The sequence below is a fragment of the Streptomyces tibetensis genome, assembly GCF_007655005.1.
In the GTDB taxonomy this organism is placed as follows: Bacteria; Actinomycetota; Actinomycetes; order Streptomycetales; family Streptomycetaceae; genus Streptomyces; species Streptomyces tibetensis.
This window is the reverse complement of record NZ_SZVW01000012.1, coordinates 1-12812: the sequence shown is the minus strand read 5'-3', so window position 1 is coordinate 12812 and position 12812 is coordinate 1. Positions and strand designations below refer to the sequence as shown.

Here is a 12812-nt window from a genome sequence, read left to right as displayed (position 1 = left end):
CGGGAAGGGGATGCGCTGTCCTCACACACCGGCCTTACGGCAACAATGGAGCAATGAGCGACAGTCCAGCCCCCCTCGCCGACCCGCACCTCGTCTACGACCCGGTCGCGGGCGACGGTCCCAAGGACGTGGTGATCCTCGGCTCCACCGGGTCCATCGGCACCCAGGCCATCGACCTCGTGCTGCGCAATCCCGACCGGTTCCGGGTCACCGGCCTCTCGGCCAACGGCGGCCGGATCGCCCTCCTCGCCGAGCAGGCGTACCGGCTGCGGGTGCGGACGGTAGCGGTCGCCCGCGAGGACGTCGTACCGGCCCTGCGCGAGGCGCTCACCGCGCAGTACGGCCCCGGCGAGCCGCTCCCCGAGCTCCTCGCCGGCCCGGACGCGGCCACCCACCTGGCGGCGTCCGACTGCCACACCGTCCTGAACGGCATCACCGGCTCCATCGGACTCGCCCCGACCCTGGCCGCCCTGGAGGCGGGCCGCACCCTGGCGCTCGCCAACAAGGAGTCGCTCATCGTCGGCGGCCCGCTGGTCAAGGCCCTCGCCAAGCCCGGGCAGATCATCCCGGTCGACTCCGAGCACGCCGCCCTCTTCCAGGCCCTGGCCGCGGGCACCCGCGCCGACGTCCGCAAGCTGGTCGTCACCGCCTCCGGCGGCCCCTTCCGCGGCCGCACCAAGGCCGAGCTCGCGAGCGTCACCGTCGAGGACGCCCTCGCGCACCCCACCTGGGCCATGGGCCCGGTCATCACGATCAACTCCGCGACCCTCGTCAACAAGGGCCTGGAGGTCATCGAGGCACACCTCCTCTACGACATTCCCTTCGACCGCATTGAGGTGGTCGTGCATCCCCAGTCGTATGTCCACTCGATGGTTGAGTTCACGGATGGATCGACACTGGCCCAGGCGACCCCGCCCGACATGCGCGGGCCCATCGCCATCGGCCTCGGCTGGCCCGAGCGCGTGCCCGACGCCGCCCCCACCTTCGACTGGAGCAAGGCCTCGACCTGGGAGTTCTTCCCGCTCGACAACGAGGCCTTCCCCTCGGTGAACCTCGCCCGGCACGTGGGCGAGCTCGCGGGCACCGCCCCGGCGGTGTTCAACGCGGCCAACGAGGAGAGCGTGGAGGCATTCCGTCAGGGGGCACTGCCCTTCAACGGGATCATGGACACCGTCACCCGGGTCGTCGAGGAGCACGGAACCCCGCGTGCGGGAACCTCGCTCACGGTGTCGGACGTCCTCGAAGCGGAGACCTGGGCGCGGACCCGGGCCCGGGAACTGGCGGCACAGACGGCGGAGGCCCGTGCATGACGACCCTGATGTTCATCCTCGGCATAGTCCTCTTCGCGGTCGGCCTGCTCGTCTCGATCGCGTGGCACGAGCTGGGGCACCTGTCCACCGCCAAGCTCTTCGGCATCCGCGTGCCGCAGTACATGGTCGGCTTCGGGCCCACGATCTTCTCGCGCAACAAGGGCGAGACGGAGTACGGCATCAAGGCCATCCCGTTCGGCGGCTACATCCGCATGATCGGCATGTTCCCGCCCGGCCCCGACGGCCGGATGGAAGCCCGCTCCACCTCCCCGTGGCGCGGCATGATCGAGGACGCCCGCACCGCCGCCTACGAGGAACTCCAGCCGGGCGACGAGAAGCGCATGTTCTACACGCGCGCCCCCTGGAAGCGCGTGATCGTGATGTTCGCGGGCCCCTTCATGAACCTGATCCTGGCGGTGGCGCTGTTCCTCACCGTCCTGATGGGCTTCGGCATCACCCAGCAGACCACCACGGTCAGCTCGGTCTCCCAGTGCGTCATCGCGCAGAACGAGAACCGCGACAAGTGCGAGAAGGGCGACCCGGCCGCTCCCGCCGCCGCGGCGGGCCTCAAGGCCGGCGACAAGATCGTCTCCTTCGACGGGGTGAAGACCGACGACTGGAACGAGCTGTCCGACCTGATCCGCGCCACCCCCGGCAAGGAGGTGCCGATCGTCGTCGACCGCAAGGGCCAGGACGTCACCCTGCACGCGAAGATCGCCACCAACCAGGTCGCCAAGAAGGACTCCAGCGGCCAGATCGTCGAGGGCCAGTACGTCTCCGCCGGCTTCCTCGGCTTCAGCGCGGCCACCGGCGTGGTCAAGCAGGACTTCGGCGACTCCGTGACCTGGATGGGCGACCGGATCGGCGAGGCCGTCGACTCCCTCGCCGCCCTCCCCGGCAAGATCCCGGCCCTGTGGAACGCGGCCTTCGACGGCGCTCCCCGCGAGGCCGACTCCCCGATGGGCGTGGTCGGCGCGGCCCGCGTCGGCGGTGAGATCTTCACCCTCGACATCCCGCCCACCCAGCAGCTGGCCATGGCCCTGATGCTGGTCGCCGGCTTCAATCTCTCGCTGTTCCTGTTCAACATGCTCCCGCTGCTGCCCCTCGACGGCGGTCACATCGCGGGCGCGCTGTGGGAGTCGCTGCGCCGCAATCTCGCCAAGGTGCTGCGCCGGCCGGACCCGGGCCCCTTCGACGTGGCGAAGCTCATGCCGGTCGCCTACGTCGTCGCGGGGATCTTCATCTGCTTCACGATCCTCGTGCTGATCGCAGACGTGGTCAACCCGGTGAAAATCTCCTAGTCATACGGCGTTCACGGCGGCCCGGCAGGCTTTTCGCCGGGCCGCCCCCCATCGGGTGGCACGGCGGGTGGGATGTGCTCGCCCCGAGGCATGTGCCGTAATCTCGAAGCTCGGAGCCCGCTGCTCACGGGACCGGACCTTGATCCACGACTTGGGGTTGCACAGCAGATGACTGCGATTTCTCTCGGCATGCCGTCCGTTCCGACCAAGCTCGCCGAGCGCCGGAAGAGCCGCCGGATCCAGGTCGGATCCGTGGCCGTCGGCGGAGACGCCCCGGTCTCGGTGCAGTCGATGACCACCACGCGCACCTCCGACATCGGCGCGACCCTCCAGCAGATCGCCGAACTCACCGCCTCCGGCTGCCAGATCGTCCGCGTCGCCTGCCCCACCCAGGACGACGCCGACGCCCTCGCGACCATCGCCCGCAAGTCGCAGATCCCGGTCATCGCCGACATCCACTTCCAGCCGAAGTACGTGTTCGCGGCCATCGAGGCCGGCTGCGCCGCGGTCCGCGTCAACCCCGGCAACATCAAGCAGTTCGACGACAAGGTCAAGGAGATCGCCAAGGCGGCCCGGGACCACGGCACCCCGATCCGCATCGGCGTCAACGCCGGTTCCCTCGACCGGCGCCTGCTCCAGAAGTACGGCAAGGCGACCCCCGAGGCCCTCGTCGAGTCGGCCCTGTGGGAGGCGTCGCTCTTCGAGGAGCACGACTTCCGCGACATCAAGATCTCCGTCAAGCACAACGACCCGGTCGTCATGATCGAGGCCTACAAGCAGCTCGCCGCCCAGTGCGACTACCCGCTGCACCTCGGCGTCACCGAGGCGGGCCCCGCCTTCCAGGGCACGATCAAGTCGGCCGTGGCCTTCGGCGCGCTGCTCTCGCAGGGCATCGGCGACACGATCCGCGTCTCGCTCTCGGCGCCCCCCGCCGAGGAGGTCAAGGTCGGCATCCAGATCCTGGAGTCCCTGAACCTCAAGGAGCGCGGCCTGGAGATCGTCTCCTGCCCCTCCTGCGGCCGCGCCCAGGTCGACGTCTACAAGCTGGCCGAAGAGGTCACGGCCGGCCTCACCGGCATGGAGGTCCCGCTCCGCGTCGCCGTCATGGGCTGCGTCGTCAACGGCCCCGGCGAGGCCCGCGAGGCCGACCTCGGCGTCGCCTCCGGCAACGGCAAGGGCCAGATCTTCGTCAAGGGCGAGGTCATCAAGACCGTCCCCGAGTCCAAGATCGTGGAGACCCTCATCGAGGAGGCCATGAAGCTCGCCGAGCAGATGGAGAAGGACGGCGTGACCTCGGGCGAACCGTCGGTGGCGGTCGCGGGCTGAGCTTCACGGACCGGCGGCTTCCCCGTGCCTGCTTTTCAGGGGCGCGGGGAACTGCGCGCCGAGCCACACCGCACCCGCAGACGCCGGAAAACCGTCGCTCCCGGGCTCCCAGGCGTCTCACCCAGGCAGCGCAGCTATAGTGCGGAGACCAGCAACCCCAGTTCGTGAGGCCCGCACGTGTTGACGCAGACCACCTCACGGGTCCTCGAACCGAGCGACCTGGACGCCGCGCTCGCCGTCCTCGACCGCGAGCCGGTCGCGAACGCCTTCGTGACGTCCCGCGTTCAGATCGCCGGACTCGACCCGTGGCGGCTCGGCGGTGAGATGTGGGGCTGGTACGAGGACGGCATACTCACCTCCCTCTGCTACGCCGGCGCCAACCTGGTCCCGATCTGCGCGGGCCCGCGCGCCGTCCGCGCCTTCGCCGACCGCGCCCGCCGGGCCGGTCGCCGCTGTTCCTCCATCGTCGGCCCTTCCGGCGCCACCTCCGATTTGTGGCGGCTCCTGGAACCCCAGTGGGGCCCGGCCCGCGACGTCCGCCGCCACCAGCCGCTCATGGTCACCGACCGTCTCCCGGCCGGCGTCACCCCGGACCCCTACGTCCGTCGCGTCCGCAAGGACGAGATGGAGACGATCATGCCGGCGTGCGTGGCCATGTTCACCGAAGAGGTCGGCGTCTCCCCGCTGGCCGGCGACGGCGGCCTGCTCTACCAGGCCCGCGTCGCCGAACTCGTCGGCTCCGGCCGCGCCTTCGCCCGCTTCGACGCGGACGGCAAGGTCGTCTTCAAGGCCGAGATCGGCGCCGCGACGGACCGCGTCTGCCAGATCCAGGGCGTCTGGGTGGCCCCCGAATACCGGGGCACCGGCTTGGCTGCCCCCGGCATGGCGGCAGTCCTGCGCTACGCCCTCGCCGACGTCGCCCCGGTCGTGAGCCTGTACGTCAACGACTTCAACACCGCCGCAAGGAGGACGTACACGAGGGTCGGCTTCCAGGAGGTCGGCGCTTTCATGAGCGTGCTGTTCTGAAGCGAGCCCCTCTTTCTGGGGGCGCGGGACCGGATGGATGTGCGGCTCCGCCGCGTGCGCGCGAGCAGCCACATCCAAACCGCACCCGGCCATGAACGGCAACCCCCCTGTAGGCTCCCCGCCATGGACCTGGTGATCGGCCCACTCGACCTCTCCGCCCACGTGGACGAAGCGCTGGCCGTCCAGGCCGTGGCCTTCGGCCTGGGCCCGGACGAGGTGGCCGTCCGCCGCCAGATCGTCCTGCGCCACATGACCTACCCGGGGGCGAGGGCCCTCGGCGCCACAGCCGACGGCAGGCTCGTCGGCTTCGTCTACGGCCTGCCCAACGACCGCACCCACTGGTGGTCCACCGTCGTCGAGCCCTACCTCCGCGCCCAGCACAACGACCACTGGCTCGACGACTCCTTCGTGATCACCGAACTGCACGTCCACCCGGCGTACCAGAACCGCGGCCTCGGACGCTCTCTGATCACCACGATCACCGACGGCGCCGACGAACCCCGCTCGATCCTCTCCGCGATCGACACCGACAGCCCGGCCCGCGCCCTCTACCGCTCCCTGGGCTACCAGGACCTGGCCCGCCAGGTCCTCTTCCCCAGCGCGCCGAAGCCCTACGCGGTGATGGGCGCCTCCCTGCCCCTGCGCCGCGGATAACCGATTTCCACCGCCGCGCACCCCCCGGATAACCTCCTGCCATCACCTTCCCCCGCTCTCGGCTCCGCTCGAGCGGGGGACCCCCAGCAGCAGGAGCAGAGGAACCATGGCAAACGCACCGGTCCAGCGCATGTCCCAGTTGTTGGCGAAGACGCTGCGCGACGACCCGGCGGACGCCGAGGTCCTCAGTCACAAGCTCCTCGTCCGCGCCGGCTACGTACGCCGCACCGCCGCCGGCGTCTGGAGCTGGCTGCCCCTCGGCAAGAAGGTGCTGTCCAACGTCGAGCGGATCGTCCGTGAGGAGATGGACGCCGTAGGCGCCCAGGAGGTCCTGCTCCCCGCCATCCTCCCGCGCGAGCCCTACGAGGCCACCGGCCGCTGGGAGGAGTACGGCCCCGAGCTGTTCCGCCTGCAGGACCGCAAGGGCGGCGACTACCTCCTCGGCCCCACCCACGAGGAGATCTTCACCCTCCTGGTGAAGGACCAGGCGTCCTCCTACAAGGACCTGCCGGTCATCCTCTACCAGATCCAGAACAAGTACCGCGACGAGGCCCGGCCCCGCGCCGGCATCCTGCGCGGCCGCGAGTTCCTCATGAAGGACTCCTACTCCTTCGACACCGAGGACGAGGGCCTCGCCAAGTCCTACGCCCTGCACCGCGAGGCCTACCAGAAGATCTTCGCGCGCCTCGGCCTCGACTACCGCATCTGCGCCGCGACGGCCGGTGCGATGGGCGGCTCCAAGTCCGAGGAGTTCCTGGCCCCGGCCGAGGCCGGCGAGGACACCTTCGCCGACTGCCCGAACTGCGACTTCGCCGCCAACACCGAGGCGGTCGCGTACGAGTTGAAGCCCGTCGACGGCTCGGACGTGCCGGCCGCCGAGGACATCCCGACCCCCGACACCCCGACCATCGAGACCCTCGCCGCCCATCTTGGTGTCCCGGCCTCCGCCACGCTGAAGAACCTCCTCGTGAAGGTCGACGGCGAGATCGTCGCCGTCGGCGTCCCCGGGGACCGCGAGGTCGACATGGACAAGGTCGAGGCGCACTTCGCCCCGGCCGCCGTCGAGCTGGTCACCGAGACGGACTTCGCCGCCCGTCCCGACCTGGTCCGCGGCTACGTCGGACCGCAGGGCCTGGACAAGGTCACGTACATCGCCGACCCGCGCGTCGCCCCCGGCACGGCCTGGATCACCGGCGCCAACAAGGCCGGCACCCACACCAAGAACGTCGTCGCGGGCCGTGACTTCGAGGTCGACACGTACGTCGACGTCGTCGTCGTGCAGGAGGGCGACCCCTGCCCGAAGTGCGGCACCGGGCTGGTCCTGGACCGCGCCATCGAGATCGGCCACATCTTCCAGCTGGGCCGCAAGTACGCCGACGCCCTCAAGCTCGACGTCCTAGGCCAGAACGGCAAGCCGGTCCGCGTCACCATGGGCTCCTACGGCATCGGAGTCTCCCGCGCGGTGGCGGCCCTCGCCGAGCAGAGCGCCGACGACAAGGGCCTGTGCTGGCCCGCCGAGGTCGCCCCGGCCGACGTCCACGTGGTCGCCGCCGGCAAGGCCCTCCAGACCGAACTGGCCCTGGACATCTCCCAGAAGCTGGCTGCGGCCGGCGTCCGCGTCCTGGTCGACGACCGCCCCGGCGTCTCCCCGGGCGTCAAGTTCACCGACTCCGAGCTGATCGGCGTACCGCAGATCCTCGTGGCCGGGCGGCGCGCGGCCGACGGCGTGGTGGAACTGAAGGATCGCCGCACCGGCGAGCGCGAGGAACTGACGGTCGAGGAGGCCGTCGCCCGCCTCACGGCGTAGCACCGAGAGGGCCGGGCGGGCCGACCTCTTCAGTCCGCCCGGGCCCTCGGGCCTTCAAAGCAGGGCCCCAACCGGAGTGCGGGGCCGGTCCGAGCCGGAGTTGAGGGCCAGGCCGGACCAGAGTTCCGGGCCGGTCCGAGCCGGGGTTCAGGGTCGGGCCGACCAGGTTCCGGGCCGGTCCGAGTTGGGGTTCAGGGTCGGGCCGACCAGGTTCCGGGCCGGGCCGAACCGCGGGTGCGGGTTCGCTGTCCCCTCCCTCGAACCCCACCGCCTCGGCCCCGACGTCCTACAGCCACCCCGCGAATTCCAGCAACAGCTCCGCGTCCCGAGGCCGCCCGACCCGCCCCGCGCGCACACCCGACTCCACGGCCCGGAACAACGTCCAGCCCCGCAGCCGCTCCTGGTCCACGTCGAGGGACTCGGCGAGCCGCTTCACCCGCCGCCGGGTCGTGGCCGCGCCGGACGGCTGGGCGATCAGGTCCTCCACCCGGTCCCGGACCAGCCGGGCCAGATCGAAGGCGCACTCGCCGACCACCGGGTCGGGCCCCACGGCCAGCCACGGCAGCCGTTCCCCGCCGAGCACCTTGCTCTGCCGGAACGTGCCGTGCAGCAGCCGGTGCTCGGGCGGTGCGGCGATCAACTCCTCCCGCGCCGCCAGCGCCAGCTCGACCAGCGCGGCCACCTCGGGCTCGGCCCGGGCCCGCGCCCGCATCGCCTCGGCCTGCCGCCCGGTCCGCTCGGCCACCGTCTCGAAGGTGAAGTCGGCGGGCGGCTCCACCCACAGCCGCCGCAGCGTTCCCGCCGCCTCCAGCAGCGCCTTCGCCTCCGGCAGCGACCGCACCGACACATCCGGATGCAGTCGCTCCAGCAGCAGCACCCCTTCGGTCGACACGGGTTCGAGCAGCTGTACCGCACCCCGCCCGGCCCAGTGCGCGAGCGCGGCCCGCTCCGCCTCCGGACGGGCCCGGCCCGGCGCCAGCTTGAGCACGGCGGGTGTCCCGTCGGCCGCCCGCACCAGCACGACCAGGCTGCTGCGGCCACCGGGCACCTGCACCCGCTCCACGGTCAACTCGCGTAGCGCGACGGCCTGCTGCGCCGCCGCGGGCAGCTTCTCCAGCCAGTCGTCACCGTCCGGCGCCGTCTCACCGAGCGCCCTCACCAGACGCTTCGGCGGTTCGAAAACCATGCGCGAGTCGTTCCCTTCGTGCTGTCCGCGGTGCGCGCCCTGCGCGGGTCACGCCGTCGGCGCCGCCGAGGGCGGGGCCGTGCCGGCCCGCTCGGCGAGCCCAGGGAAGGCTACGCTCTCGCCGCGCCAGCGCACCGCCCGCACCGCTGCCTCCCGCAGCGCCTCGGCAGCCAGGGCCCGCCGCCCGCCGCCCGCCGCGCGCACCAGGTCGGCGTACACCCCGGCCACCCGGTCCTCCAGCTCGGCGGCGAGCCGCACGGCCGCCGCCGCGTCCGGCACCTGGAAGGGCAGCGCGTAACCGGCCGACGCGGCCACCGGCCGGCCCCCGAGGTCCTTCACCTCGCGCACCAGCGCGTCCCTGCGCGCCCGGTGCGCGTCGTACGCCGTGACCGCCTCGGCGCGCTGCTCCTCGCCGATCCTCCCGCCGACGACGCCGTACCCGTAGACAGCCGCGTGCTCGGCAGCCAGCGCCGCCTGCAGAGCCCGCAGCTCCCCGTCCTTCTCCGCGCTCACGCGTCACCCTTCGTCAGCAGATACACATGCGCCGCCCCGGCCGCCGCCACCGACGCCAGCAGCCGCGCCGGCTCGCCCGGGACCCCGCCCAGCGCCTTGACCCGCCGGTCGGCGAGCTCCCGCTCCGCCGCGGCGAGCCCGGCGAGGGCGTCCTTGTCGTTCCCCGGCACGGCCGCGGGCGGGGCTGCGGTCCCAGAGGCCGAAGAGGCCGAAGAGGGTGACGCGGATGAGGGTGCCGACGGCGATGCTTTTCGGCCACCGCCGAACGCCCGCGCGTGCCGTACGACCTCCTCGCGCAGCGGCCGCAGCAGGCCCGCGAGCCCCGGCCGGGCGGCGATCACCGCGTCGTAGCGCTCCGCCAGCTCCTCGCTGTCGCGGGCCGCACGCGCGCGTGCCCGGTCGGCGGCCGCCGAACCGTCTGCGGCCGGGCCGCCAACGTCCCCGCCGGTGCAGCCCGTGAGGGCGAGGGCCGCCGGGGCGACGGCGAGCAGACTCCTTCTGCGCGGCCCCGAGCGGGTACGCGGCGATGGGGGGAACGGCACGTCAGACGTCCTCGGGGCTCGTGTCGAGAAACATTCGAGAAGGATCAGAGAAAGAAGGGACCGCACGGGCTGCGCGCCCGTGATCACGGTACCCGGGCCTCCGCCCGGCATCACTCAGCGGCACCGTTCGTGACCGGGTGGACGGCAACACTCCCCGCGACCGGATACCCTTTGACCAGACACGCGACCCATCCCACAACAGCACACGCGGCCGAGGAGTCACCCGGATGAGCACCACCCAGAGCGAGAGGCTGCGAGAGCTACTGGACCCGCTCGTCAGTTCCCAAGGCCTGGATCTCGAGGAGATCGAGGTGGACTCCGTCGGACGCAAGCGTGTGCTGCGCGTCGTCGTCGACTCGGACACGGGCGCCGACCTGGACCAGATCGCCGATGTGAGCCGCGCGCTCTCGGCGAAGCTCGACGAGACGGACGCGATGGGCGAGGGCGAGTACACCCTCGAGGTCGGCACCCCGGGCGCGGAGCGCCTCCTCTCGGAGCACCGCCACTACGTGCGCGCCACGGAGCGGCTGGTGAAGTTCCAGCTGGCCGAGGGCGGCGAGCTGGTCGCCAGGATCCTGAAGGTCGACGACGAGGGTGTCGACACCGAGGTGCCCGGCGTGAAGGGCCGCAAGGCCACCGCGCGCAGGATCGCCTTCGACGACATCGTCCGGGCGCGTGTCCAGGTCGAATTCAGCCGCAAGGACAAGAAGGAAGAGGAGGCGTAGCCGTGGACATCGACATGAGCGCCCTGCGGGGCTTGGTTCGGGAGAAGGAGATCTCCTTCCCCCTGCTGGTCGAGGCGATCGAGTCGGCCCTCCTCATCGCCTACCACCGCACCGAGGGAAGCCGCCGCCACGCGCGCGTGGAGCTCAACCGGGAGACCGGCCATGTGACCGTGTGGGCGAAGGAGGACCCCGACGACCTCGAGGAGGGCCAGGAGGCCCGCGAGTTCGACGACACCCCGTCCGGTTTCGGCCGTATCGCCGCCACCACGGCCAAGCAGGTCATCCTGCAGCGCCTGCGCGACGCCGAGGACGACGCGACGCTCGGCGAGTACGCCGGCCGCGAGGGCGACATCGTCACCGGAGTGGTCCAGCAGGGCCGCGACCCGAAGAACGTGCTCGTCGACATCGGCAAGCTCGAGGCCATCCTGCCCGTGCAGGAGCAGGTGCCGGGGGAGACCTACCCGCACGGCATGCGCCTGCGCTCCTACGTCGTCCGGGTGGCCAAGGGCGTCCGCGGGCCCTCCGTCACCCTCTCGCGCACGCATCCCAACCTGGTGAAGAAGCTCTTCGCCCTGGAGGTGCCGGAGATCGCCGACGGTTCGGTGGAGATCTCCGCGATCGCCCGTGAGGCCGGTCACCGCACGAAGATCGCCGTACGGTCCACCCGCTCCGGCCTGAACGCCAAGGGCGCCTGCATCGGCCCCATGGGCGGCCGCGTACGCAACGTCATGGCCGAGCTGAACGGTGAGAAGATCGACATCGTGGACTGGTCGGACGACCCGGCCGACATGGTGGCGAACGCGCTGTCCCCGGCCCGGGTCTCCAAGGTGGAGATCGTGGACATGGCGACCCGGTCGGCCCGGGTGACCGTGCCCGACTACCAGCTGTCCCTGGCCATCGGCAAGGAGGGGCAGAACGCCCGCCTTGCGGCCCGGCTGACCGGCTGGCGGATCGACATCCGCCCGGACACCGAACCGGCCGCGGCCGGTTCCGAGGAATAGATCCAAGCCGCGCGCCGTTCAGATCACGTCAGGTTCATGCGCGGCAACTGTTCGAATCCTGCCCCAAAGGGGTGAGGAGCGTACGGGGAGGTAGACTTAGCAGTGTCTGGCCGGACGCGCGCCCGCGCATGCCCTGAACGCACCTGTGTGGGGTGTCGGGAGCGAGCGGCCAAGGCCGAACTGCTGCGGATCGTAGCGATCAGGGACGCATGCGTCCCTGATCCACGCGGTACGCTGCCCGGCCGGGGTGCGTACGTTCACCCCGCACCGGTCTGTCTCGACCAGGCGGTACGCCGCCGGGCGTTCCCGAGGGCACTGCGCGTCCCGGGACCGCTCGACACAAAGGCGTTGCGCCAGTACGTCGAGCAGACAACAGTTGCCGAGCAGGCAACACGGTAAGACGTGCCGTACGGAACCCCGTGCGGCTAGGTACCTCGCGAGTCGAAAGCAGGTCGAGATTGCGATGAGCACTCGATGAGTACGCGATGAGTACGCCCATGAACTAGCGACGGTCCGGACGCAACCCGGACCTCAAAGGAGCGAAGTGGCTAAGGTCCGGGTCTACGAACTCGCCAAGGAGTTCGGCGTCGAGAGCAAGGTCGTCATGGCCAAGCTCCAGGAACTCGGTGAATTCGTCCGTTCGGCGTCTTCGACGATCGAAGCGCCTGTTGTACGCAAGCTGACGGACGCCCTCCAGCAGGGCAGCGGAGGCGGCAAGTCCGCCCCTGCCCGCAAGGCTGCCCCGGCGAAGCCGGGCGCCCCCTCTCCCGCGCAGGCTGCCCGTCCGGCCGCCCCGCGCCCGCCGGCCCCGAAGCCGGCAGCCGCCGAGACGCCCGCGGCTCCCGCCGCGCCGGCCACTCCCGGCCCCCGTCCCACCCCGGGCCCGAAGCCCGCGCCGCGGCCCGCCCCGGCGTCCCCGGCTCCGACCACGCCCGAGTTCACGGCACCCCCGTCGGCTCCCGCCGCACCGGCTGCCTCCCAGGGCCAGGGCCAGAGCCAGGGCCAGGGTCAGGGTTCCGGCCCGCGTCCGGGCGCCCCGCGTCCGGCCAGCCAGGCGCCGCGTCCGGGTGCCCCCCGTCAGGGCGGTTCCGGCCAGGGCGGCCAGGGCCGTGGTGACCGCGGCGACCGTCCCGGCGCTCCGCGCCCCGGTGGCGGCGCCTCGCGTCCCGGTGCCCGTCCGGCGGGTCCCCGTCCGGGCAACAACCCCTTCACCTCCGGCGGTTCCACCGGCATGGCGCGCCCGCAGGCGCCTCGTCCGGGTGGTGCCCCGCGTCCGGGCGGCCCCGGTGCGCCCGGTGGCGCCCCGCGTCCGCAGGGCCAGGGCGGCCAGGGCGGTCCCCGTCCGCAGGGTGCCGGCGGCGGTCCTCGTCCGCAGGCTCCGGGCGGCGCGCGTCCGACCCCGGGCGGCATGCCCCGTCCGC

At 71.9% G+C, this 12812-nt stretch carries 13 protein-coding genes; 10 read left to right on the top strand and 3 right to left on the bottom strand.

Translation table 11 applies throughout. The annotated features are described in order from the left end of the window. Positions 1-53 precede the first annotated feature (53 nt). The 6 genes from dxr to FDO69_RS20715 all read left to right on the top strand — a co-directional run bounded on the left by dxr (position 54) and on the right by FDO69_RS20715 (position 7424). A complete protein-coding gene (gene dxr / locus FDO69_RS20740) occupies positions 54-1310 on the top strand; it encodes a 1-deoxy-D-xylulose-5-phosphate reductoisomerase (protein ID WP_104781361.1) in 1257 nt (418 codons plus the stop codon). Positions 1311-1318: 8 nt separating this feature from the next. Beyond that, entirely contained in the window at positions 1319-2611 is a 1293-nt protein-coding gene (locus FDO69_RS20735; RefSeq protein WP_104781580.1) for a M50 family metallopeptidase, read from the top strand. Positions 2612-2779: 168 nt separating this feature from the next. Continuing rightward, positions 2780-3937: a flavodoxin-dependent (E)-4-hydroxy-3-methylbut-2-enyl-diphosphate synthase gene (gene ispG / locus FDO69_RS20730; protein WP_104781360.1), complete on the top strand. Its 1158-nt coding sequence runs from the start codon at positions 2780-2782 to the stop codon at positions 3935-3937. A gap of 177 nt (positions 3938-4114) precedes the next feature. Next, complete coding sequence (locus tag FDO69_RS20725; RefSeq protein WP_104781359.1) at positions 4115-4963, top strand: GNAT family N-acetyltransferase; 849 nt, start codon at positions 4115-4117, stop codon at positions 4961-4963. Positions 4964-5086: 123 nt separating this feature from the next. Beyond that, positions 5087-5617: a GNAT family N-acetyltransferase gene (locus tag FDO69_RS20720; protein WP_104781358.1), complete on the top strand. Its 531-nt coding sequence runs from the start codon at positions 5087-5089 to the stop codon at positions 5615-5617. Positions 5618-5723: 106 nt separating this feature from the next. After that, positions 5724-7424, top strand: a complete 1701-nt coding sequence (locus FDO69_RS20715; RefSeq protein ID WP_104781357.1) for a proline--tRNA ligase — start codon at positions 5724-5726, stop codon at positions 7422-7424. Between the two features lie 286 nt (positions 7425-7710). Here the strand turns inward: FDO69_RS20715 and FDO69_RS20710 are convergent, their stop codons facing one another. From FDO69_RS20710 to FDO69_RS20700, 3 genes are read right to left on the bottom strand one after another with little or no spacing between them, the layout of a single operon-like run. After that, positions 7711-8610: an aminoglycoside phosphotransferase family protein gene (locus FDO69_RS20710; protein ID WP_104781356.1), complete on the bottom strand. Its 900-nt coding sequence runs from the start codon at positions 8608-8610 to the stop codon at positions 7711-7713. Positions 8611-8658: 48 nt separating this feature from the next. Continuing rightward, positions 8659-9123 (bottom strand): ferritin-like domain-containing protein, encoded by a 465-nt coding sequence (locus FDO69_RS20705; protein ID WP_104781355.1) that lies wholly within the window; start codon positions 9121-9123, stop codon positions 8659-8661. Continuing rightward, positions 9120-9665 (bottom strand): hypothetical protein, encoded by a 546-nt coding sequence (locus FDO69_RS20700; RefSeq protein WP_104781354.1) that lies wholly within the window; start codon positions 9663-9665, stop codon positions 9120-9122. The genes FDO69_RS20705 and FDO69_RS20700 overlap by 4 nt, the downstream gene beginning before the upstream one ends. A 227-nt stretch (positions 9666-9892) precedes the next feature. On the opposite strand from FDO69_RS20700, the gene rimP reads away from it, so the two are divergent. From rimP to FDO69_RS20680, 4 genes are all read left to right on the top strand, one after another. Next, the gene (gene rimP, locus FDO69_RS20695; protein ID WP_104781353.1) at positions 9893-10390 is read left to right on the top strand and encodes a ribosome maturation factor RimP; all 498 of its coding nucleotides are present in this window, start codon (positions 9893-9895) and stop codon (positions 10388-10390) included. Between the two features lie 2 nt (positions 10391-10392). Continuing rightward, entirely contained in the window at positions 10393-11391 is a 999-nt protein-coding gene (nusA, locus tag FDO69_RS20690; protein WP_104781352.1) for a transcription termination factor NusA, read from the top strand. A gap of 102 nt (positions 11392-11493) precedes the next feature. Next, the gene (locus FDO69_RS20685) at positions 11494-11790 is read left to right on the top strand and encodes a YlxR family protein (RefSeq protein WP_104781351.1); all 297 of its coding nucleotides are present in this window, start codon (positions 11494-11496) and stop codon (positions 11788-11790) included. A gap of 145 nt (positions 11791-11935) precedes the next feature. After that, the coding region (locus FDO69_RS20680; protein WP_170320917.1) for a translation initiation factor IF-2 N-terminal domain-containing protein at positions 11936-12812 on the top strand (877 nt) is incomplete at its 3' end.